Genomic DNA, 20399 nt, shown 5'->3' with positions numbered 1-20399 from the left:
TTCGATTCTCCTGCTGGAGCGGTAATTTATGCGCCCCTGTCGGCAACGGCGGGCGTGCACGTCGCATGGAAGCAATGTAGCGAAAACCCGCCCCGCGCGTGTCGTGCATTTGTTGCAAATTGCAATTGCACGCGGGCGAGGCCGCCGTGCGGCATGGCTCGCGGCGCCTGCGGCGACCCTTGCCGGTCGCGCGATTCCGTCCGACGAGTCGGGTCGCAACATCATCGCCGGTCAGTCTTACCGGATACGGCGCGCGCAGCGGGCACGCAACCGTAATGAACGATTACAAATTTGAGACAAGATGCCGACATTTCAAGCCGGATACAGGGACGATATGTTTCGGGGTCAGGTTCCGCGATCTTGAATCGACGGTGTGCCGGGCGGTGAAACACTTGCCGATATAGCGCGCATGCCGTTAAGCCAGCCACGTGCGCGCACAGAAACTGCCCTTTCGCGGCCCGGCTGTCATTCCTGCGATACTGGCGGCTGCTTCGTTTTCGCTTACACCCGCCGCCATGTCCGCTCCCGACACACCCCGCCTCGGCTTTATCGGCGCCGGCCGTCTCGCGCGCTGCGTCGCGCAGCGCTTCGCGCAGGCCGGCTTTCCGGTCGTCGCGATCGCGAGCCGCACGCCCGCGTCGGCCGCGGCGCTCGCCGCGCGCCTCGACGGCTGCCAGGCGGTCGACACCCCGCAGCAGGTTGCCGACGCCGCCGACCTGATCTTCCTGACCGTGCCCGACGACCATCTCGCGTCGGCCGCCGCGACGCTGCGCCTCGACGCGTCGCGCGCCGCGCAGCAGGCCGTCGTTCACTGCAGCGGCGCGTCGGCGGTCGCCCTGCTCGACCCGGCGAAGCGACAGGGCGCGGCCACCGGCGGCTTCCATCCGCTCTACCTGTTCGGCGGCACCGACGCCGACCTCGCCCGCATCGACGGCTGCTCGGTCACGATCGAAGCCGACGGCGCGTTGCACGCGACGCTGCTGCGACTTGCTGCCGCACTCGGCTGCCATCCGCTGTCGATTCCGGCCGGCGGCCGGATGCTCTATCACGCAGCCGCGCACTACGCGGCGAGCTTCGCGCTGTGCGGGCTGGCGGAAGCGGTCGAGCTGTGGCGCGGCCTCGGTTTCGACGAAGACGCCGCGCTGCGCGCGCTGCTGCCGATGCTGGCCGGCACGATCGAAACCGCGCGCGACAAGGGGCTCGCGAACGCGCTCTCCGGCCCGGTATCGCGCGGCGACACGGGCATCGTCGAACGCCAGTTGGCACTGCTTGAAACGCGCGGCGGCGATCACGCGACGCTGTACGCGCTGCTGACCCGCCGCGCGATCGCGCTCGCGGCGCAGCGCGCCACGCCGCCGGCATCGCTGCCGGCGCTCGCCGACGCCGTCGAAACGTCGCTCGCGCGCACCGCCGCACCCCCCTCCCCGTCGCAAGACGAGGCGTGATAATGTGTCGGCCGATGCGCCGCCATCCGGCGTTGGCGGCCGCACGCTACTGACTAAAAAGGATGCCAACGATGTTCGGCGAGATCGCCCGTTTTCTGCTCAATACCGTCTTCACGCTGTTCGGCGCCGCGCTGATCCTGCGCGTCTGGATGCAGGCCGTCCGCGTGCCACCGTACAACCCCGTCACGCAGGCCGTGCTGCAGGCGACCAACTGGCTCGTGCTGCCGCTGCGCCGCGTCATCGCGGGCGTGCGCGGCATCGACTGGGCCAGCGTCGTCGCCGCACTGCTCACCGCGCTCGTCTACGTCGTGCTGATGGTGGTGATGGCCGGCTTCGATCCGGCGGCGGTGATCGCGACGCTCGTCGTGGTCGCGCTGCTCACCGTCGTGAAGTGGGCGCTCAACCTCGTGATCTGGATGACGATCCTGATGGCACTGCTGTCGTGGCTCAACCCGCGCTCGCCGGCGATGCCGATCCTCTACCAGCTCACCGCGCCGTTCCTGAACCCGCTGCGCCGCGTCATTCCGAACCTCGGCGGCATCGACCTGTCGCCGATCCTGCTGTTCGTGATCGTGCAGGTGCTGCTGATGATCGTCACGCGCGCCGCCGTGTCGCTGACGATGTTCGGCATCTGACGCGAACGCTAGCGTCGCCCCCCTACGCCGCCGGCCCCTGCGCCGGCGGTCCGCCGAGCGTGTCGATCACGCCGAAGCGCGCCGGCATCATCGCGTAGCACACGCGCACCTTCTCGTGCGACAGCCGCTCGAGCAAGCGCTGCGCCTCGTCCTCGGTGACGATGAATTCGATCTCGATCGCGAGCGACCCCTGCAGTTCGAAGAAGCGGTCCTCGTGCAGCACGCGATGCTGGCCGAACCCGGCCATCGCGCGAAACGCGGAACCGCCCGCGACGCCCATCCGGTTCGCTTCCTCCAGCAGCCATTCCCACAGCGGCTTCCAGTGCAGCCGGTGCTTCTCGTGCACATAGAAGCGCAGGAAGATCTTGTCCATCGCACCCTCCGATGGCGGCGCGCTCAGGCCGCCGCGAGCCACGCGCGCGCGGTCCACATGCCGAGCGCCGTCAGCGCGAACGATCCAGTCAAGTGTAGGGCAGCCACCGCAAACGCCCATCCGAATTCGCCCTGCACCGCATGCGTCATCACTTCGACCGAATAGGTCGAGAACGTCGTGAGGCCGCCGAGAAAGCCCGTGATCACGAACAGCCGCCACTCGGGTGGCAACCCGACGCGGGTCGTGAACACGACGGCGGCGATGCCGATCACGTAGCCGCCGATCAGGTTCGCGGCGAGCGTGCCGAGCGGCACGGCGGGAAAGAATTCGTTGAGCGCGAGACTCAGGAACCAGCGCAGCAACGCGCCGAGCCCGGCGCCGACGAAGATCGCGACGATCGAATAGAACAAGGGCGCTCCGGGTCGAAGATGCGGCTGGAGTCAGCCGCCGGCCCCGGTTGCCCGGGGCGAGGTCCGCTCCCGGACGCCGATGGCGCGGGCGCGGGCGGCACACGCTGAACTGTATGCGGATTCGCCGCGCACCTGCAACGGCGACCACCTGCGGGACGCCGGCCCGTTCGGGACGTTCGGGTCGTGAGTCCGCCCGCAGGCTCACGCGCGTTGCCAGGCTGCGTCGAGCACGCTCAGCGTCGCCAGCGCACCGCCCTTCAGGCCGATCACGTCCGCCCGGCGGGCATGCGCTTCGCGTGCGTTGATGCGGATCACATCGGCGCCGAGTCGTTCGCTCAGCAGGCGCACGGTCGGAATCGCGGTGCCCGCACCGATCTCGACCACGGCGACGCGCCCGGCCTGCGCGAGCCAATCTTCCAGCGCACGCTCCTGCGCGTCGTAGCGCGCGCCGAGCCAGCCGGTGTCGCCGAACATCAGGATGTTCGGCCGCGCGAGGCCACCGCAATGCGGGCAGCGCGGCATGTCGCCGACGAGGCGGCAGGTGGCTTCGTCGACGTCCGGCACGAACGGCGCCGCCTCCCACGTGTCGTCCGAACAGGGGCGCAGGCACTGCATCGCGTGGATCGAACCGTGGATCTCGACGATCCGTGCCGGATCGAAGCCGGCTTTCTGGAACTGGCCGTCGACGTTGCTCGTCAGCACGAAGCCGCCGTTCGGCATCGCGTCGATCCAGCGGCGCAGGATCGCGAAGCCCGCATGCGGCTCCGTCGCGCGGTAAAGCGCGAGACGGTGCCCGTAGAAGCCCCACGCGAGCGGCGCGCGTGCGCGGAATGCGTGCGGCGAGGCGATCTCGTGGAATTCGAAACGCTCGTGGCGCAGCGCCGGATACGCACGCCAGAAGCCGTCCGTGCCGCGAAAATCGGGCAGCCCGGAATCGACGCCGATACCGGCGCCGGCCGTCACGAGCAAGGCATCGGCACGCGCGAGCGCGGCGACGGCGGCAGCGACGAGATCGGCGGGCAATTGCGCGGCGGCAGCCGCAGCGGTGGCGTCAGCGGAATCGGAGAACGGCATGATGGGGCGGCGGTAGCGTCGGGCGGTGCGCGGGTGGCGTCGCGATCATACGCCGGTTCGCGTGCGGCGCGGCGTGCGCAATGCAACGGCTTGACCTGCTGCTTGCCCCGCCGCGACGGATGCAGTCAGCCGGCCGATGCCGGGGGCGGCGGGCGGCGCTTCGGCTGGCCGCCTGCCCGCCTGCCCGCCTGTTCAGCTATCCGGATCGTCCTGCGCGACCGGAATGTCGTCGGCCGCGAAATAGACCGGCTTGGCGAGCTGCCGTGCAAGACCGACGTCCATGTCCGCCCCGCGCGACGCACCGTCGATGCGCAGCACCGCATCGCAGCGGCGCAGCAGCCGGTGCGCGGCCGGATACAGGAACGTCTCGCTGATCGCGTCGCCGACCTGTCGCGACCCGGCCGCGACGGCGAGCGGCAGCGACACCCATTCGCCGATCATCGGCACGTGCCCGCGGCGATACACGGCAAGCGCCGCTTCCTCCAGGCGGTGCAGGTTAGCGGCGATGCGCGCGGGGTCGCCGTCCGTGCCGCTGCGATAGGGGCCAGCGACCAGCACGAGCAGCGGCGTCATGCCGTGCGCGCGCCGGCGGTTTCCCGCAGCGCGACGTACTGGAGCAGCATGATGGTCTTCGCATCGACGATCTCGCCGCGCTCGATCGCGTCCAGCGCCGCCTGCAGCGGCATCTCGACGACCTCGAGATCCTCGCCCTCTTCCGCGACGCCGCCACCGTCGCCGGTGCGCAGCGACGCATCGTATTCGCCGACGAAGAAATGCAGCTTCTCCGTCACCGAGCCGGGGCTCATGAACGCCTCGAACACCTTGCGCACGCCGCGCACGCGGTAGCCGGTTTCCTCCTCGGCCTCCGCGCGGATGCGGGCTTCGGGCGTCGCGTCGTCGAGCAGGCCGGCGGCGGCCTCGAGCAGCATGCCGTCATGCCCGCTGACGAACGCCGGCATCCGGAACTGCCGCGTCAGCAGCACGTCGCCCGTCCCGGCATTGCGCAGCAGGATCGTCGCGCCATGGCCGCGATCGTAGGTCTCGCGGCTCAGGCGCTGCCACGTTCCGTCGCGGCGCAGGAAATCGAACGTCACCTTCTTCAGCACATACCAGTCATCGGACAGCACCGTCGTATCGACGATGCGGACACGGTCCCGCGTTGCAGCCATCCCAGCCTCCGGTTCGACAAAAGACGGCGCTCATGGTAACGTGCATATTCGTGCAACTTCAAGAAAATTCGTGCAAACGCGATGCTGACGACACAACGCAAGAAAGCGATCCTCGACACACTCGCGCGCGACGGCCAGGTGCTGGCGGTCGAACTGAGCACGCAATTCGGCGTGTCCGAAGACACGGTCCGCCGCGACCTGCGGGAACTCGCGTCCGAGGGGCTGCTGCAGCGCGTGCATGGCGGTGCGCTGCCGGCATCGCCCGCCGTTGCGCCGTTCGCGCAGCGCGAGGCGCTCGAGACGGCAGAGAAGCGGCGCATCGCGCGGCGGGCCGCGGAGATGATCGCGCCCGGGCAAGTGGCGATCGTCGACGGCGGCACCACCTCGGCGCTGCTCGTCAGCCAGTTACCGTCCGACCTGCGCGCGACGATCGTCACGCACAGTCCGAGTGTCGCGGTGGCGCTCGCCGCGCATCCGTCGATCGACGTGATCCTGATTGGCGGGCGGCTCTACAAGCATTCGATCGTGGCCGTCGGCGCGGCGGCGATGGAGGGCATCGCGCGCATCCATGCGGACCTGTACTTCATGGGCGTCACGGGCGTGCATCCGGTCGCGGGGCTCAGCACCGGCGATTTCGAGGAAGCGGCGATCAAGCGCGCGCTGGCCGAACGCGCGGCCGAGACGGTCGTGCTCGCGTCGCAGTCGAAGCTGCGCGCGGCGTCGCAGTTCGTGATCGGCGAGCTCACGCTGGCGCATACCGTCGTGGTCGAAAAGGAAACCGACGCCGCACTGACGAAGCCGATCGAGGCGGCGGGGGTGACGGTCGTGCGCGCGTAGCGGCGACGGGATGCACCCGCGAGGGGAGTTGCGGATCACGCTGACGCATATCGTGGCGATCGAAAAGGAAACCGACGCCACGTTGACGAAGCAGATCAAGGCGGCAGGGGTGACGATAGTACGCGCGTAGCGGCGACGGGGTGCGGATGTACGGCGGTGCCGGAAGTGCTGAAGGAATGCATCGGATGTGCCGGATGTCCCGGATGCGCGAATGTGGTGGATATGTGGCTGTGCCGGAACGCCGGAGCGCATCGGATGCGCGGGTACATCGATCGTGCCGGAACACCTCCGTCGACTCGGCCTCGAGCGCGGATCGTGTCACCACCGAGCCCCTGTCAGCGTGCTGACAGGGTCCGCTTGCTAACATGAGCGACCGCCCAACCGTCACGCGCCGCCCGCCCGATGCCCCCGCCCTCCGCCGCCCCCTCCGCCGCCCCCTCCGCCGCCCCCTCCGCCGCCCCCTCCGCCGCCCCCTCGCCGGCACCGCCTGCAGGCGCCGCGCCGCCGCCCGGCGTCCTCGCGCTGTTCATCGCGTTCTCGCAGATCGGCCTGACCAGCTTCGGCGGCGGGCTCAGCGGGCGAATGATGCGCGACTTCGTCTACGAGCGGCGCTGGCTCGACGAGGAAGCCTTCCTCAACGGCCTCGCGCTGTCGCAGGCACTGCCGGGCGTCAACGTGAAGAACCTCGCGATCTGGATCGGCTACCGGCTCGCCGGATGGCGCGGCGCGGTGGCCGGCTTCACCGGCATCATCGCGCCGCCGGCCGTGCTGATCGTGCTGTTCGGCATCGCGTTCTCGACCCTCACGCGCTTTCCGCTCACGCATGTCGCGCTCGCCGGCGCGGCAGCCGCGGCGATCGGGCTGTCGATCTCGATGGCGATCACGGCCGTGCGCCGGCTGCCGCGTCGCGCGCTGCCGTTCGCGGTGATGGCGCTCACGTTCATATCGGTCGCCGTGCTGCACTGGCCGCTCGTGTGGACCGTGCTGGTCGGCGGCACGCTGAGCGTCGCGCTCGAATACCGCCGCGCGGCCGCGACGCCGGCCGGGAGCGACACGCGATGACCGCATCGCAACGCTACGCCGCGCTGTTCGGCGTGTTCGCGCCGCTGTCGATCGCGACGATCGGCGGCGGACAGGCGATCATCGCCGACATCCAGCGCCAGGTCGTCGACGTGCATCACTGGATGACCGCCACGCAATTCTTGAACGACTTCGCGATCGCGCGGATGGCGCCGGGCCCCGGCTCGCTGCTCGCAACATTGATCGGCTGGCAGGTGGCCGGCTTCTGGGGCGCGGTGATCGCGACGCTCGCGCTGTTCGGCCCGACCGCGTTCCTGATCTACGGCGTCGCGCATCTGTGGCGGCGGCACCAGGGCGCACGCTGGCAGATCGCGCTCGAGGCCGGCCTGCGCCCGGTCGCGGCGGGCATGATCCTCGCGTCGGTGTGGGTGCTGTTGCAGGCGCTCGACGGCGGCTGGGCCGCGCGCGCGATCGCGGTTGCGTCGACGCTGTGCGTGATTTACACGCGCATTCACGCGCTGCTGCTGATCGCGATCGGCGCGCTGTTGCTCGTCGGCGTGCACGCACTCGGCATGTGATGCACGGCGACGCGGCACGCGACGGCGGCCGCGCCTGACACAACCGCTACCTGCACAACGACACGAGCGCGTCCGTACGCTTTTTACCGCTTGCGCGCCCGCTCGCACACCCCATCGCCTAGACGCCGCGGAACACCGGCGCGCGGCGTTCCGAAAACGCACGCAGCCCTTCGTCGAAATCCGCGCCTTCGCACGCTCGCCGGCGAAGCTCGGCAATCCGTTCGAACGCATCGGCCGGCAACGGCCGCGCGTCCTGCAGCACGCGCAATTGCTCCTTCACCGCGTACACCGCGAGCGGCGCCTTCGCGGCGATCGTGCGCGCGACGTCGAGCGCCGTATCGTCGACGCCGCCCGCGTCGGCCAGCCGGTTCACGAGCCCGTGATGCGCGGCGCACTCCGCATCGAGCGGCTGCGCGCAGAAGAACATCTCCTTCAGCACGTGGATCGGCAGGTTGTCGTAGAAGCGCAGCAGGCCGCTCGTCGAATACGGCAGGCCGATGTTCGCGGGCGTCATCGCGAAACGCGCGTCGCGCGCCGCTACCACCAGGTCGCAGCTCATCACGAGATCGACCGCCCCGCCCCACGCCGAACCCGACACCGCCGCGATCACCGCACCCGGATAGGTCCGCACGCGCCGCAGCGCCCGTTCGAGCGGCTTGCCGTAGGCGAGCGGATCGCGATCGTCGGCCAGCTCGCGCAGGTCATGCCCCGCGCTCCAGACATCGCCGCTGCCGTCGTTCGACAGGATCACCACGGGTGGCGGACGGTGTTCGGCCAGTGCATCGAGGTGCGCCACAAGTGCATCGAGCAACGGTGCGTCGAGCGCATGCCGTCGCGCCGGATTCGCGAACCGCACGCGCGCGATCCGCTCGCCGATCATGTCGACCGACACGTTCGACGCCCCTTCGTGTTTCGTCGTGTCGCTCATTGCACGGCCTCCGCCAGCGCTTCCGCCTGGAAGATCGCGCGCTCGGCCAGCAGCGCGTCGATTGCGTCGTCGCCGTAGCCCGCTTCGCGCAGCACGTCGACCGTATGCTCGCCGAGCAGCGGCGGCGCATGACGCGTGCGCGGCGCGGGCATGTCGTCGCCCATCCCGCCGAGCGGCGTGACGACCTGGCGCAGCGTGCCGAGCGTCGGATGCGCGACCGGCTCGACCAGCCCGCAATGCGCGAGCTGCGGGTCGTCGAACACTTCGTCGAGCGTGTTGATCGGCCCGGCCGGCAGCCCGGCGTCGACGAAACGCTGCGTCCATTCGCGCTTGCTGCGCGTGCGCAGCCGGCTTTCGAGCAACGCTTTCAGTGCGTCGCGGTGTGCGACGCGCGCATCGTTGGTCGCGAAGCGCGGATCGTTCGGCAGCTCGGGCAGGTCCAGCAACTGGCACAGCCGCAGCCACATGTCGGTCGTGATCGGCGCGAGGTTGAGCGGCCCGTCGGCCGTCTCGAACACGCCGTACGGCGCGATCACCGCATGCGCGTTGCCGGTGCGCCGCGGCACGTCGCCGAGGCTCAGGTAGCGTTGCCCGTGCACGCTCAGCAGCGAAACGAGGCTTTCGAGCAGCGACGTGCCGACATGCTGCCCGCGCCCGGTGCGCTCGCGCTCATAGAGCGCGGCCATCACGCCGGTCGCGACCCACATCCCCGAGCTGAGATCGCCGATCGCGGTGCCCGTGCGGATCGGCTCGCCGTCGGGAAAACCGGTGAGGCTCATCAGCCCCGCATAGCCCTGCGCGATCTGGTCGAAGCCCGGCCAGTCGCGCAACGGGCCGCGCGGGCCGAACGCGGTGACGCTGCCCATCACGAGCCGCGAATCGCGCGCACTCAGCGCGGCATAGCCGAGCCCCATCGCGTCCATCGTGCCCGCCTTGAAATTCTCGATCACGACGTCGGCCTGCGCGATCAGCCGGCGCACGACGTCGAGGCCGGCCGGCTGCCGAAAATCCACGCAGATGCCGCGCTTGTTGCGGTTGCAGGACAGGTAGTACGTGCTCACGCCGCGATCGAACGGCCCCCATGCGCGGCTCATGTCGCCGTGCGGCCCCGACTCGACCTTGATCACGTCGGCGCCGAGATCGGCGAGCACCATCGAGCAGAACGGCCCCGACAGCGCGCGGCTCAGATCGACGACCCTGATTCCTTGTAATGCCTGCATTCCGGACTCCTGATATTGATGACTGGGTGTGGCTGGATGGCGAGCGTTCGCGGCGCGCCGCTCATTCGGGCAGCGTCTGGTGACGCGTTTCGACCGCGAACGGCAGGATCAGGATGCCGAGCCCGAACACGGCCGCGGTCCATGCGACCGGCACGCCGAGCGATCCGTAGCCGTGTATCGCGGCGCCGAGCAGGAAGTTCACGCCCGCGCCGATGAAGCGGCCGACCGACGCGTTGAACGCGAACGCGGTGGCACGCACGCGCGTCGGGTACTGCTCGGGCAGCCACAGCGAGAAAATCGCGAAATTGCCGCCGAAGAAACCGAGGAACGCCAGCGACACCATGAACGCCGCGAGCCCGTTCGGCTGGTAGAACGCCCAGCCGAACGCGAACACGATCGATGCGGCCATGCCCGCGAAATACACGCCGAGCGCGGTGCGCCGGCCGAGCCGCTCGGACAGCCACGGCGCCACCAGGCAGCCGCCGATCGTCGCGCACGACAGGATCGCCGCGCCGATCGATGCAAGCCGCATCGCGCCGATGTGGTCGATGCCCGCACGCGCCGCCAGCGTGCTGACCGCACTCGCCTCGTAGACGGAGCCGGCCCACAGCCCGACGATCGCGACGCCGACGAGGCTCGCGCTCGTCAGCGTGCGGCGCAGAAAGGCCGGCGCGAAGATCTCGCGCAGCGGATGCGCGCGCCGCGCGTCGGCCACGTCGCCGTCGCGGGCGTCATGCCGGCGCCACTGGCCGGGCTCCTTCACGCGCATCACGGTGAACACCGCGAGCAACGCGGGCGCGAGGCCGCACAGGAACATCGCGCGCCAGCCGTAGGTCGCACCGATCGTGTAGTTCAGGCACGCCGCGATGAAGAAGCCGAAGTAGTAGCCCGTCTGCAGGTAGCCGGCGCCCATCTTGCGGCGGTCTTCCGGCCAGCTCTCCGCGACGTAGGTACCCGCCAGCGCCCATTCGCCACCGACGCCGATCCCGGCGATCAGCCGGCACGCGGCCAGCGCCCACACGTCGTGCACGAACGCGGCCGCGCCGGTGAACACCGAGTAGATCAGGATGCTCGCGGCAAGCGTACGAACGCGGCCGAAGCGGTCGGCGAGCGGCCCCCAGATGAACGACAGCCCCCAGCCGATCAGGAACAACGCGAACAGGATCGAGCCGTACATCCCGAGATTCGCGGGCGTCGCCGCGATGCCGGATGCCGGCAGCAACTCGGTCAACGCGGGAATCAGCACCAGTGCATAGATCACCGAATCCACGCCGTCGAGCACCCAGCCTGCATACACGGCCCAGAAGCCCTTGACCTGCTCGCGCGTGAGCGGCGTACGCCGCGGCTTCGCGCCGGCCGCCGGCGCGTCGATCGCCTTGAACATCTTCGTCTCCTTGCCGGCGGGGCCGGCGCTTTTGCCGCGTCCGGTCCGGGATGGCCGGGAGGCTGGCTCTTTTGTGAGACGAGTATAGAAACACCATCGATCGGGGAAAAATATGATATTCATCTTGCTCGATCGGATTGGCTTATGGCTCGAATCGGGAGACGGCGATGGACTTGAGGCAGTTGCGCTATTTCGTGAAGGTCGTCGAATGCGGCAACGTCACGCATGCGAGCGAGGCGCTGCATGTCGCGCAGCCGGCGGTCAGCCAGCAGATGCGCAATCTCGAACAGGATCTCGGGATGCAGCTGCTCGAACGCAGCGTGCGCGGCGTTGCGCCCACCGCCGCCGGCCGCACGCTGTACCAGCACGCGCTCGAGCTGCTGCGCCAGGCCGACGGCACGCGCGAGCTGCTGCGCCGCGATGCCGACACGCCGCAGGGCCGCGTGACGGTCGGCATGCCGTCGAGCACCGCGCGCGTGCTGGCCATCCCGCTCGCCCGCGCGGTGCGCGACCGCTACCCCGGCATCATGCTGGAACTGATCGAGGCGCCGAGCGCCGATCTCGACACGCTGCTCGAACGCACGCGGCTCGATCTCGCGATCGTCGTCGACGCGGTCGACACGCGCGGCATCGCGGTCCACCGGCTGCTGACGGAAACGCTGTACCTGATCACGTGGCCCGGGTTCCCGGTGCCGGACGATCCCGTGCCGCTCGACGCGATCGCGCGGATGCCGCTCGTGCTGCCGAGCGCGCCGAACACGATCCGCAACCGCGTCGACTGGGCGATGCGCGAGGCCGGGCTGTCGTACGAGATCAGCTTCGAGGCGAGCTCGACCGGGCTGCTGTTCGCGGCCGTGATGGCGCAGCTCGGCGTGACGATCCTGCCGTGGACGGCCGCGCACGTCGAGATCGAGGAGCGCAAGCTCAAGCTGTCGACGGTCGCGCACCGGCTGTTCGTGCGCGACCTGTCGCTGTGCTGGCACGATACGGCGCTCGTCAGCAACGCGGTGCAGAAGGTGAAAGCGGAGATCGTCCGGCTGTTCGACACGCTCGGGCAGCGGCCCGAGTGGGCATTGACAACGCCCCCGGGCGCCCCTTAACGTTTCGTTCATCGTAACCATCACCGGTTCAGCTTAAGAGGTTGTCGGCCCGCTCGTGCTCGACACCTCTGCCTTCACCGAAGGCCTGCTGCTTGGCGCCGGACTGTTCACGTCCGTCGGCCCCAAGGACGCTTTCGTCATCAAGCGCTCGATCTCGAGCCCCTATCTGCTTTCCATCGCCCTCGTCTGTGCAGGCAGCGACGCGCTGCTGATCGCGCTCGGCGCGCGCGGGTTGTCGTCGTTGCTGTCGCGACATCCTGGCGTGGTGTCGGCCGCGCTGTGGACGGGCATCGCGTATCTCGCCGGCTATGGCCTGCTCGCGCTGCGCTCGGCGATCCGGCGACGACGGCCCGAGCACGTCGACGGTCCGCGCACGGGCAGCGAACCCACGCGCTCGCGCACGGTGCTCGCGACCGCCGCCGTCTCGCTGCTCAATCCGTATGCGTGGATCGATACCGTACTGCTGCTCGGCACCGTGATCGTGAGCCACACGCCCGCCGCGCGCGCGCCGTTTGCGATCGGCGCGATGACGGCTTCGCTCGCCTGGTTCCTGATGCTTGCGTATGGCGCCCGCGCATGCCGCGCGTGGTTCGCCCGCACGCTCGCATGGCGCATGCTCGATTGCTTCGTCGCGGTGATGATGCTGGGCTTCGCGGTGCGTTTCGCGATCGATGCACTGCGGGCGTCAGCGGCTCGATAACGTGCGAAACACGTCGTGCGCGCCGGCGTGCAGCTCGAAGCCGATGCCCGGCGCTTGCGGCACGCGTGCGTATCCGGCGTCGACGCTTGCGCCATCGGCCAGTCCGCTGAACGGATGAAACGCGAACGGACTGACTTCCGCGCCGCCGAGCCCGAGCGCCGCGACGACGTGCAGCGAGAACAGGTGGCCGCCATGCGGCCAGAACGCATCGCGCCGCCAGCCGCGCGATGCGAAGTGGTCGACGATCTGCAGATAGCCCGGCAGCCCGTAGCCATGCACCGGATCGAATACGAGCACGTCGCGCTCGGGGCGCAGGCCGCCGTAGCGGTCGAGCAGCTTCGCTTCCGCGAGCGAGAACAGCGCCTCGCCAGCCGCGATCGGCGGTGCGTAGCGCGCGGCGATGTCCGCCTGGAGCGGCAGGTCGAGCGGATCGCAGATGTCCTCGAACCACCAGAGATCGAACGGCGCGAGCATCGCGGCGGCGGCTTCTACGGTCGTCGCGTCGTACGTGTTCATCGCGTCGACCGCGAGGTGCGAACTGTCCGCCAGTTGCGTGGCGGCCGCTTCGATGCGCCTGCGGTCCTGATCGAGATCCGCGCCACCGATCTTGATCTTCGCGTGCGTGTAGCCGAGATCGGCGATGCGGCGCATTTCGTCCGACAGACGCGCGAGATCGTCGTGCGGATAGCGGTAGCCGCCGCCGGCGTACACATGCACGCGTGGGGCGGCCGTGCGTTCAAGTCGGTCGGCGAGAAAGCGGGCGAGCGGCAGGTCGGCGATCTTCGCGGCGGCATCCCAGATCGCCATGTCGAGCGTGCCGACTGCGACGCATCGTTCTCCGTGCCCACCGGGCTTTTCGCCGGCCATCATCGCGCGCCACGCGCGGAACGGGTCGAGGTTCGTGCCGGCTTCGTCGGCGAGTGAGTCGGCGGCGGCCAGCAGGCGCGGCGCGAACCGCTCGCGAATCAGGCAGCCCTGCGCGAAACGGCCGATCGACGCGTAGCCGTAGCCTGTCACCGGGCGGCCATCGCGCACGACGTCGGTGGTGACCGCGACAACGCTCGTCGTCAGGCCGCCGGACGGGATCGCCGGATCGGCATAGCTGGACACGGGAATCGCTCGTTCGTGGATCGCGGTGATGCGCATGGTCGGGGTTCCGAAGGTGGCAGCCGACGCGCTGGCGCATGAGGCACGCGATGCGGCCGTAACAGTGGACGGACCGCTGCATCATAGGCGCTGTCGCCGCAGGCTGCAGGCGAGCGTTACCGTGGCGGACGATCGCGCTGCAGCCGCTGGGTGAGCGCCGAGAAGTCGGCCTGGATCACGGCAAAGATGAATGCAGTGGACATCCCGAACAGCAGCACGCCGCACGACGATTCGATCGCGCCGAGCATTCGCCAGTTCGCGGCGGGCACGATGCCTGACGCGCCCCGCGTCGACATCGTGTCGATCGAGAAGAACAGCGCATCGCTGAATGAACCGATCGCACCGACCTGCACGAACGTCGCGCCCCACGCGATCGCCTCCAGCGTATGCAGCAGCCCGAGCGCGATACAGATTAGCGCGATGATGCCCGTCACCTGGCGCAGTTGTTGGTGGATGTCGTCGCGGCGCACGTCGAGCGCTTCGCGAAGCCGGCGCGCGACGACCGCCAGGCCGACCATCGCCGCGGTGTGCACGAGGATCGTGGTCATGCCGAGCAGGATGCCGATCGTCCAGCTTTCCATGCGAGGCCTTTGGGGTCGGGGGCGGCAGCGGGGGATGGGCGGAAGATTAACACCGGCGCCGCGCAATGGCGCGGGCGGGTGGCAATGGGTTTCCGGTGGCGGCACCAAGCGCGACGTCAGGCCATGCAATCGGCACGCTCGGCACTTCCGACCCTTTCGGGAACGAAGCTTGATATGTGCGCGTGCTCAGCCTCGCTGAAAGAAACGCGATCACGCTCGGCGAGCTGTTTCCGAACCGGAACGCGTTCTATTGAGCCGAAATCCTCCGCCTGCCCTCCCGGCTCCGGGAACCGGGAAGGGATCCGGCGACGCAGGGATGCGTCGCTCGAATCGACCGGCCCGCTCAGGCAAAGACGAAGTACTTGCGCACCGTTTCCACCACTTCCCACGTGCCTTTCATGCCGGGTTCGATCACGAACACGTCGCCGGCCTTCAGGTGCACCGCCTCCTCGCCTTCCGGCGTGACGATGCAGTAGCCGTCGAGGAAGTGGCAGTACTCCCATTTTTCGTAGTTCACCTCGAACTTGCCCGGCGTGCAGATCCAGGTGCCCATGATCTTGCTGCCGTCCTTCGAGAGGTAGGCGTTCAGGTTCACGGTGTGCGGATCGCCGCCGATGCGCTTCCACTTGGTCGCATCGAGGACGGGGGTCGGGCAGGTTTCGCGCAGAACGGTGATGAAATCGGACATGTCGGCTCCAGACTAACGATCGTGTAAGAGGCCTGTCACGTTAGTTCGAAAGCGCCGTGGGGACTTGCATGCTTCCGACGCGGAGTCGTCTATTTTCGACACGGGCCTGCGGGCGGGCACGCCGTCGTTCGGTTCCGCGTTGCGCCGACGAACCGCTTCCAGCCGATCCCTTTCTGACGACCATTTTCAGCGGTGCCACCGCACCTCCGTCGAGCGTTACCGGCATCGAAGCCACCACCCAAAACACGCACACTTGCCACATCTCGGCCAAACCCTGTAGAATTGCGCGTTCTGCGGGCGTCGTATAATGGCCATTACCTCAGCTTCCCAAGCTGATGACGTGGGTTCGATTCCCATCGCCCGCTCCACTTTCCGGCTGCATCGCAGCCTGCGCATGAGCCGCCTCGTCGAAGGCGGCTTTTTTGTACCATGTGCCGGTTCCCCCGGCGCACTGCTGCGCGCAACGGGCCCCTCGCCCGCAACCGAGCCTTTCTCTGTCACCGATGATGCACGACGATCCGAACGAAGCCGGCCTGCCGCCGCACGACGACGCCATTCCCGATGAAGCCGCCGAAGGCGCCGACGCAGTCAATCCGCTGCACCACCGCCGCATCCGCAGCTTCGTGACGCGCGCCGGCCGCGTGTCGACCGGCCAGCGCCGCGCGATGGACGAACTCGGCCCGCGCTTCGTGGTGCCGTATGCGCCGGAACTGCCCGACTGGAACGCCGTGTTCGGCCGCAGCGCACCGCGCATCCTCGAGATCGGCTTCGGCATGGGCGCATCGACCGCGGAAATCGCCGCGAACCGCCCCGGCGACGACTTCCTCGGCGTCGAGGTGCACGAGCCGGGCGTCGGCGCGCTGCTGAAGCTGATCGGCGAGCAGGATCTGTCGAACATCCGCATCATCCAGCACGACGCGGTCGAAGTGCTCGAGCACATGCTCGCGCCGGAAAGCCTCGACGGCGTGCACATCTTCTTCCCCGACCCGTGGCACAAGGCGCGCCACCACAAGCGCCGGCTGATCCAGCCGCCGCTCGTCGCACATCTCGCGTCGCGCCTGAAGCCCGGCGCGTACATTCACTGCGCGACCGACTGGCAGAACTACGCGGAACAGATGCTCGACGTGCTCGGCGCGGAGCCGACGCTCGAAAACACGGCCGCCGACTACGCGCCGCGCCCCGACTACCGCCCGGTGACGAAGTTCGAACGGCGCGGGCTGCGGCTCGGCCACGGCGTGTGGGATCTGGTGTTCCGCAAGCGCGCTGGCTGAGCCCTCCCGCTGGGTCGGGCGCACGCCGCCCTGCTCCGGACAAGCAAAAGCCCGACCGGCCTACGCCGATCGGGCTTTTGCTTTTCATGCGAGGCGCGCCCGCCTTCGTGTTCGCGTCACGCCCAGTTCAGCCAGCCGCTGTACCCGACCAGCAGCACGAACAGCCCGAACGCGATCCGGTACCACGCGAACACCGTGAAATCGTGCGTCGCGACATAGCGCAGCAGCCAGCGCACGCACACGAACGCGCTGACGAACGCCGCGACGAGGCCAAGCGCGAACAGGCCGAGCGAATCGACGGTGAACGCCTGCCAGTCCTTGACGGTTTCATAGAGCGTCGCGCCGAAGATGATCGGGATCGCGAGGAAGAACGAGAATTCGGTGGCGACGCGCCGGTCGAGGCCGAACAACATCCCGCCGATGATCGTCGAGCCCGAGCGCGACATGCCGGGAATCAGCGCGAAGCACTGCGCGATGCCGACCTTGAGCGCGTCGAGCGGCGTCAGCGCATCGACCGACACCACGCGCGGCGGCTCGCTGCGTTCGCGCTGCCGCGCCTCGGCCCACAGGATGATCGCGCCGCCCACGACGAGCGCGAACGCAACGGGAACCGGCGAGAACAGCACGGCCTTGATCTTCTTCTCGAACAGAAGGCCGAGCGCAATGGCGGGAATCGTCGCGATCACGACGTTCAGCGTGAAGCGCCGCGCGTCGGGCCGGCTGGGCAGTCCGGACACGATGGACGCGATCCGTTGCCGGTATTCCCAGCAGACCGCGAGGATCGCGCCGAACTGGATCACGACGTCGAACGTCTTCGCGTGTGAATCGTTGAAATTCAGGAAGCTGCCCGCGACGATCAGGTGACCGGTGCTCGACACCGGCAGGAATTCCGTCAGCCCCTCGACGACGCCGAGGATCAAAGCCTTGCAGATCAGGATCCAGTCCATCCGTGGCCCAACTCCGAAATGGTCGAATGAATGAGCCACTCTTCCACGCGCGGCCCCCTCCGGCCGAGCGCGGTGCGTCGTCACTTTTCGACGATCGCCACGCGTATGCCGTTTGTAAGAATCGTAATTGTACCGGGTTCGTAGTTCACCCCGGCAAATTGCAGCTGTTCGGGCTTGAACGTGTAGATCGGATAGTTGGTCAGCAACTGCGTCGCGAGCAGGCCCGCGGCCGCGCCGACCTGCTGCGCGTACATCTGCGCGTCGCCGTCGAGCGCGAGGCTGTCGACGGCCGGCGACTTCAGCACGACCGAGCGGCTCGGCGCGTCGTAAGCCAGCTGGCCCGACACGGTGAACTTGCCGCTGACGGGCGCACGCAGGAACGGGCTCACGAAATGCGCGTCGAGCTGCACGGCCACGCGGTTCTGGTCGGGCAGCAGGTTGACGGCCGGGTTCGCGAGCGACACGTCGACGACCTGCGCGACCGTCTTCTGGTACGGGAACTTGCGCGCGACGGCTTTCTGCACGTCACCGCGCGAGAACGTGTAGTGATCGGGGATGAACGGGAACGTCGACGCGCACGCGGCGAGCGACAGCGTCACGCCGATGGCGCCGACGGTTGCGGCGAGAAAACGGCGCCGGCCGGGCGCGCAAGGTGCGGTCATACTGAACACTCTCCTGGTTGCGACGGCCGCGTCGCGGCCTCGAGACGCGTGAGCCACGCGAGCGCGTCGTCGCGCGACGCGCCGCACATGTCCGCGGCCGGCTGCAGCCCGGAGCAGCACGCGGGCCGCTCGGGTCGGCCGAAGATCCGGCAGCGCAGATCGTCGCCGAGCTGCACGCAGCGCACGCCGGCCGGCTTGCCGCCGGGCATGCCCGGAATCGGGCTGGAAATCGACGGCGCGATGCAGCACGCGCCGCAGCCCTCGCGGCACGCATGCGGCGGCGGGACGGCTGACGCCGGGCGGACAGGCAATTCGACGGACACTCGGCTCTCTCGAACGAACAACAAAAAACGGTGCGGCAACCGGACGCGGTGCCGGCAGCCCTACCCCGCATTGTGCCATCGCCTGCTGCGACGTTATTACACAATGCAGCCGAATCACGCGTTTATATACTCGAAAGCATCTAAAAAGCGCGAGACCGTCATGCATTCTGGTTCTGCCGACACACTGTTCCGTCCCGATTTGCTCGCGAAATACGGCGCGAACGGGCCGCGCTATACGTCGTACCCCACCGCGCTGCAGTTCCGCGACGATTTCGACCCGGCCGACTACGTGCGCGCGGCAACCGACCCCGGTGCATTGTCGAGCGAGCTGTCGCTGTACTTCCACATCCCGTTCTGCAACACCGCGTGCTTCTACTGCGGCTGCAACAAGATCGCGACCAACAACCACCGGCGCGCGCGCCCGTATCTCGACCAGCTCAAGCGCGAGATGGCGCTGCAGGCCGCATTGTTCGATCCCGCGCGCCCGGTCACGCAGCTGCACTGGGGCGGCGGCACGCCCACCTTCCTGTCCGATGACGAAACGGCCGAGCTGATGGCGGCCACCCGCGAGCACTTCGCGCTCGCGCCGGATGCCGACGCCGAATTCTCGATCGAGATCGACCCGCGCACGGTCACGCCCGCGACGCTCGTCCACCTGCGCAACATCGGCTTCAACCGGCTGAGCCTCGGCGTACAGGATTTCGATCCAGTCGTGCAGCAGGCGATCAACCGCATCCAGCCGCTGGCGATGACGGCCGACCTGCTCTCCGCCGCGCGCACGACGGGCTTTCATTCGGTGAGCGTCGACCTGATCTACGGGCTGCCGCACCAGACCGTGTCCGTGTTCGCGCGCACGCTGGAAACGATCATCGAACTCGCACCCGACCGGCTGTCGGTGTTCGGCTACGCGCACATGCCGCATCTGTTCAAGATGCAGCGGCAGATCGACGACGCGACGCTGCCGCCGCCGGAAACGCGCATCGCGCTGCTCGGCCTCGCGATCGACATGCTGACGTCGGCCGGCTACGTGTACATCGGGATGGACCACTTCGCGCGGCCGTCCGACGAACTCGTGCGGGCGCAGAAGAACGGCACGCTGCAGCGCAATTTCCAGGGCTACAGCACGCGCGCGGATACCGACCTCGTCGGCTTCGGCGTGTCGTCGATCGGCAAGATCGGCGACGTCTACGCGCAGAACGCGAAGGACCTGCCCGCGTACGGCGCCGCGCTCGACGCGGGCCGGCTGCCGATCGCGCGCGGCGTGCGGCTCACGCCCGACGACCGGCTGCGCCGCGACGTGATCACGCAGCTGATGTGCAACCTCGACCTGCCGTTCTCGCACGTCGAGGCCGCGCACGGCATCCGCTTCGCCGAACACTTCGCGCGCGAACTCGACGCGCTGCGCCCGTTCGAGCGCGACGGGCTGCTGACGGTCGCGGCCGACCGCCTGACGATCCATCCGGCCGGCCGGATGGTCGTGCGCAACATCGCGATGGCATTCGACGCGTATCTCGGCCAGACGCCGCAGCAGCGCTACTCGCGCACGGTCTGAGCCTGACGGGCCCGGCCGGCCGCATGCGGGCGGCCGGTTTGATACAGTGTGGGGCTTACCGCCCCGCCAGAATCCGCACGATGCGCACCACCAAAGCGACCCACGCGGTCGAACGCCTGAAGACCCGCTCCGGCAACCCGCAATTCGCGGCCGTCGCGATGGCGGGCGGCCTGTTTTATCTCGTCGACCGCTCCGGCGGCACCGCCGAGAAGCGCTGCGAGCCGCTGCCGCTCGACGAGTTCGTCAAGTTCGTCGACGAATTCGGCCCCAAAAAACCGCGCAAGGCGAGCAAGCTCGACCTCGCGTTCGAGGCGCAGATCAAGAAGAGCAAGGGGTAAAGGTCTGTTGCAGGCCGC

Annotated in this window: 24 protein-coding genes and 1 tRNA gene; 11 read left to right on the top strand and 14 right to left on the bottom strand. The window is 68.6% G+C overall.

What is annotated here, in order from left to right; all coding sequences use genetic code 11:
- Positions 1-515 precede the first annotated feature (515 nt).
- The gene (locus tag LGM56_RS10950) at positions 516-1445 is read left to right on the top strand and encodes a Rossmann-like and DUF2520 domain-containing protein (protein WP_226204555.1); all 930 of its coding nucleotides are present in this window, start codon (positions 516-518) and stop codon (positions 1443-1445) included.
- A 71-nt stretch (positions 1446-1516) separates the two neighbouring features.
- Positions 1517-2080 carry a YggT family protein gene (locus LGM56_RS10945; RefSeq protein ID WP_006488584.1) on the top strand — a complete coding sequence of 188 codons (564 nt, stop codon included), beginning with the start codon at positions 1517-1519 and terminating at the stop codon, positions 2078-2080.
- A 22-nt stretch (positions 2081-2102) separates the two neighbouring features.
- Here the strand turns inward: LGM56_RS10945 and LGM56_RS10940 are convergent, their stop codons facing one another.
- From LGM56_RS10940 to LGM56_RS10920, 5 genes are all read right to left on the bottom strand, one after another.
- Entirely contained in the window at positions 2103-2453 is a 351-nt protein-coding gene (locus LGM56_RS10940) for a DUF190 domain-containing protein (protein WP_089495250.1), read from the bottom strand.
- Positions 2454-2476: 23 nt separating this feature from the next.
- Positions 2477-2863 (bottom strand): fluoride efflux transporter CrcB, encoded by a 387-nt coding sequence (gene crcB, locus LGM56_RS10935; protein WP_011351225.1) that lies wholly within the window; start codon positions 2861-2863, stop codon positions 2477-2479.
- 201 nt (positions 2864-3064) lie between these two features.
- Positions 3065-3937 carry an SIR2 family NAD-dependent protein deacylase gene (locus LGM56_RS10930; RefSeq protein WP_089494258.1) on the bottom strand — a complete coding sequence of 291 codons (873 nt, stop codon included), beginning with the start codon at positions 3935-3937 and terminating at the stop codon, positions 3065-3067.
- A gap of 192 nt (positions 3938-4129) precedes the next feature.
- On the bottom strand, positions 4130-4510 hold the full coding sequence (locus LGM56_RS10925) for a DUF4406 domain-containing protein (protein ID WP_226204553.1): 381 nt from the start codon (positions 4508-4510) through the stop codon (positions 4130-4132).
- Positions 4507-5106, bottom strand: a complete 600-nt coding sequence (locus LGM56_RS10920) for an NUDIX domain-containing protein (RefSeq protein ID WP_089439421.1) — start codon at positions 5104-5106, stop codon at positions 4507-4509. The genes LGM56_RS10925 and LGM56_RS10920 overlap by 4 nt, the downstream gene beginning before the upstream one ends.
- A gap of 81 nt (positions 5107-5187) precedes the next feature.
- Between LGM56_RS10920 and LGM56_RS10915 the strand changes: the two genes are divergently transcribed.
- The 3 genes from LGM56_RS10915 to LGM56_RS10905 all read left to right on the top strand — a co-directional run bounded on the left by LGM56_RS10915 (position 5188) and on the right by LGM56_RS10905 (position 7541).
- The gene (locus LGM56_RS10915; protein WP_089494256.1) at positions 5188-5943 is read left to right on the top strand and encodes a DeoR/GlpR family DNA-binding transcription regulator; all 756 of its coding nucleotides are present in this window, start codon (positions 5188-5190) and stop codon (positions 5941-5943) included.
- Between the two features lie 402 nt (positions 5944-6345).
- A complete protein-coding gene (locus LGM56_RS10910) occupies positions 6346-7005 on the top strand; it encodes a chromate transporter (RefSeq protein ID WP_226204551.1) in 660 nt (219 codons plus the stop codon).
- Entirely contained in the window at positions 7002-7541 is a 540-nt protein-coding gene (locus LGM56_RS10905; RefSeq protein ID WP_089494254.1) for a chromate transporter, read from the top strand. Before LGM56_RS10910 ends, LGM56_RS10905 begins: the two co-directional genes overlap by 4 nt.
- Positions 7542-7659: 118 nt before the next feature.
- On the opposite strand, the gene scpB is transcribed toward LGM56_RS10905, so the two are convergent.
- The 3 genes from scpB to LGM56_RS10890 form a co-directional block, all read right to left on the bottom strand.
- Positions 7660-8469, bottom strand: coding sequence for a methylmalonyl-CoA decarboxylase (gene scpB, locus LGM56_RS10900; protein ID WP_226204549.1), 810 nt, complete (start codon positions 8467-8469; stop codon positions 7660-7662).
- Positions 8466-9689: a CaiB/BaiF CoA transferase family protein gene (locus LGM56_RS10895; protein WP_226204547.1), complete on the bottom strand. Its 1224-nt coding sequence runs from the start codon at positions 9687-9689 to the stop codon at positions 8466-8468. Before LGM56_RS10895 ends, scpB begins: the two co-directional genes overlap by 4 nt.
- A gap of 61 nt (positions 9690-9750) precedes the next feature.
- Complete coding sequence (locus LGM56_RS10890) at positions 9751-11073, bottom strand: MFS transporter (protein WP_226204545.1); 1323 nt, start codon at positions 11071-11073, stop codon at positions 9751-9753.
- Positions 11074-11240: 167 nt separating this feature from the next.
- Here LGM56_RS10890 and LGM56_RS10885 point away from each other — a divergent pair, with 167 nt between their 5' ends.
- Positions 11241-12173, top strand: coding sequence for a LysR substrate-binding domain-containing protein (locus tag LGM56_RS10885; protein ID WP_226204543.1), 933 nt, complete (start codon positions 11241-11243; stop codon positions 12171-12173).
- A 55-nt stretch (positions 12174-12228) separates the two neighbouring features.
- Entirely contained in the window at positions 12229-12873 is a 645-nt protein-coding gene (locus tag LGM56_RS10880) for a LysE/ArgO family amino acid transporter (protein WP_226204541.1), read from the top strand.
- Here LGM56_RS10880 and LGM56_RS10875 read toward each other — a convergent pair.
- From LGM56_RS10875 to LGM56_RS10865, 3 genes are all read right to left on the bottom strand, one after another.
- Positions 12859-14019 carry a mandelate racemase/muconate lactonizing enzyme family protein gene (locus LGM56_RS10875; protein WP_226204539.1) on the bottom strand — a complete coding sequence of 387 codons (1161 nt, stop codon included), beginning with the start codon at positions 14017-14019 and terminating at the stop codon, positions 12859-12861. The two genes, LGM56_RS10880 and LGM56_RS10875, sit on opposite strands and share 15 nt — an antisense overlap.
- A 116-nt stretch (positions 14020-14135) precedes the next feature.
- Positions 14136-14600: an ion channel gene (locus tag LGM56_RS10870; RefSeq protein ID WP_089494248.1), complete on the bottom strand. Its 465-nt coding sequence runs from the start codon at positions 14598-14600 to the stop codon at positions 14136-14138.
- 343 nt (positions 14601-14943) lie between these two features.
- A complete protein-coding gene (locus LGM56_RS10865) occupies positions 14944-15288 on the bottom strand; it encodes a cupin domain-containing protein (protein WP_226204537.1) in 345 nt (114 codons plus the stop codon).
- A gap of 293 nt (positions 15289-15581) precedes the next feature.
- On the opposite strand from LGM56_RS10865, the gene LGM56_RS10860 reads away from it, so the two are divergent.
- Positions 15582-15656: transfer RNA gene (locus LGM56_RS10860), tRNA-Gly, on the top strand.
- Positions 15657-15791: 135 nt separating this feature from the next.
- On the top strand, positions 15792-16559 hold the full coding sequence (trmB, locus tag LGM56_RS10855) for a tRNA (guanosine(46)-N7)-methyltransferase TrmB (RefSeq protein ID WP_089439409.1): 768 nt from the start codon (positions 15792-15794) through the stop codon (positions 16557-16559).
- 116 nt (positions 16560-16675) lie between these two features.
- On the opposite strand, the gene LGM56_RS10850 is transcribed toward trmB, so the two are convergent.
- The 3 genes from LGM56_RS10850 to LGM56_RS10840 all read right to left on the bottom strand — a co-directional run bounded on the left by LGM56_RS10850 (position 16676) and on the right by LGM56_RS10840 (position 18491).
- Positions 16676-17506 (bottom strand): undecaprenyl-diphosphate phosphatase, encoded by an 831-nt coding sequence (locus tag LGM56_RS10850; RefSeq protein ID WP_046545097.1) that lies wholly within the window; start codon positions 17504-17506, stop codon positions 16676-16678.
- Positions 17507-17586: 80 nt separating this feature from the next.
- The gene (locus tag LGM56_RS10845; RefSeq protein WP_011351198.1) at positions 17587-18168 is read right to left on the bottom strand and encodes a DUF1439 domain-containing protein; all 582 of its coding nucleotides are present in this window, start codon (positions 18166-18168) and stop codon (positions 17587-17589) included.
- Positions 18165-18491: a YkgJ family cysteine cluster protein gene (locus tag LGM56_RS10840; protein ID WP_226204536.1), complete on the bottom strand. Its 327-nt coding sequence runs from the start codon at positions 18489-18491 to the stop codon at positions 18165-18167. The genes LGM56_RS10845 and LGM56_RS10840 overlap by 4 nt, the downstream gene beginning before the upstream one ends.
- Positions 18492-18651: 160 nt before the next feature.
- Between LGM56_RS10840 and hemN the strand changes: the two genes are divergently transcribed.
- Both hemN and LGM56_RS10830 read left to right on the top strand, forming a co-directional pair.
- Positions 18652-20043 carry an oxygen-independent coproporphyrinogen III oxidase gene (gene hemN / locus LGM56_RS10835; protein ID WP_226204534.1) on the top strand — a complete coding sequence of 464 codons (1392 nt, stop codon included), beginning with the start codon at positions 18652-18654 and terminating at the stop codon, positions 20041-20043.
- An 80-nt stretch (positions 20044-20123) separates the two neighbouring features.
- Positions 20124-20381: a hypothetical protein gene (locus tag LGM56_RS10830; RefSeq protein WP_006488573.1), complete on the top strand. Its 258-nt coding sequence runs from the start codon at positions 20124-20126 to the stop codon at positions 20379-20381.
- The last annotated feature ends 18 nt before the right edge of the window (positions 20382-20399 follow it).

The organism is Burkholderia sp. AU38729, assembly GCF_020419725.1.
Lineage (GTDB): Bacteria > Pseudomonadota > Gammaproteobacteria > Burkholderiales > Burkholderiaceae > Burkholderia.
Note: the sequence above shows the minus strand (reverse complement) of the source record. Positions and strands in the feature narration are given on the sequence as shown.

Coding starts and splice junctions, on each gene's coding strand:
- LGM56_RS10885 (WP_226204543.1), top strand. CDS start 11,241: ATGGACTTGAGGCAGTTGCGCTATTTCGTGAAGGTCGTCGAATGCGGC.
- LGM56_RS10870 (WP_089494248.1), bottom strand. CDS start 14,600: ATGGAAAGCTGGACGATCGGCATCCTGCTCGGCATGACCACGATCCTC.
- LGM56_RS10845 (WP_011351198.1), bottom strand. CDS start 18,168: ATGACCGCACCTTGCGCGCCCGGCCGGCGCCGTTTTCTCGCCGCAACC.
- hemN (WP_226204534.1), top strand. CDS start 18,652: ATGCATTCTGGTTCTGCCGACACACTGTTCCGTCCCGATTTGCTCGCG.
- LGM56_RS10925 (WP_226204553.1), bottom strand. CDS start 4,510: ATGACGCCGCTGCTCGTGCTGGTCGCTGGCCCCTATCGCAGCGGCACG.
- LGM56_RS10910 (WP_226204551.1), top strand. CDS start 6,346: ATGCCCCCGCCCTCCGCCGCCCCCTCCGCCGCCCCCTCCGCCGCCCCC.
- LGM56_RS10830 (WP_006488573.1), top strand. CDS start 20,124: ATGCGCACCACCAAAGCGACCCACGCGGTCGAACGCCTGAAGACCCGC.
- LGM56_RS10950 (WP_226204555.1), top strand. CDS start 516: ATGTCCGCTCCCGACACACCCCGCCTCGGCTTTATCGGCGCCGGCCGT.
- scpB (WP_226204549.1), bottom strand. CDS start 8,469: ATGAGCGACACGACGAAACACGAAGGGGCGTCGAACGTGTCGGTCGAC.
- LGM56_RS10940 (WP_089495250.1), bottom strand. CDS start 2,453: ATGGACAAGATCTTCCTGCGCTTCTATGTGCACGAGAAGCACCGGCTG.
- LGM56_RS10865 (WP_226204537.1), bottom strand. CDS start 15,288: ATGTCCGATTTCATCACCGTTCTGCGCGAAACCTGCCCGACCCCCGTC.
- LGM56_RS10895 (WP_226204547.1), bottom strand. CDS start 9,689: ATGCAGGCATTACAAGGAATCAGGGTCGTCGATCTGAGCCGCGCGCTG.
- LGM56_RS10890 (WP_226204545.1), bottom strand. CDS start 11,073: ATGTTCAAGGCGATCGACGCGCCGGCGGCCGGCGCGAAGCCGCGGCGT.
- LGM56_RS10920 (WP_089439421.1), bottom strand. CDS start 5,106: ATGGCTGCAACGCGGGACCGTGTCCGCATCGTCGATACGACGGTGCTG.
- LGM56_RS10905 (WP_089494254.1), top strand. CDS start 7,002: ATGACCGCATCGCAACGCTACGCCGCGCTGTTCGGCGTGTTCGCGCCG.
- LGM56_RS10945 (WP_006488584.1), top strand. CDS start 1,517: ATGTTCGGCGAGATCGCCCGTTTTCTGCTCAATACCGTCTTCACGCTG.
- trmB (WP_089439409.1), top strand. CDS start 15,792: ATGATGCACGACGATCCGAACGAAGCCGGCCTGCCGCCGCACGACGAC.
- LGM56_RS10850 (WP_046545097.1), bottom strand. CDS start 17,506: ATGGACTGGATCCTGATCTGCAAGGCTTTGATCCTCGGCGTCGTCGAG.
- LGM56_RS10930 (WP_089494258.1), bottom strand. CDS start 3,937: ATGCCGTTCTCCGATTCCGCTGACGCCACCGCTGCGGCTGCCGCCGCG.
- LGM56_RS10875 (WP_226204539.1), bottom strand. CDS start 14,019: ATGCGCATCACCGCGATCCACGAACGAGCGATTCCCGTGTCCAGCTAT.
- LGM56_RS10915 (WP_089494256.1), top strand. CDS start 5,188: ATGCTGACGACACAACGCAAGAAAGCGATCCTCGACACACTCGCGCGC.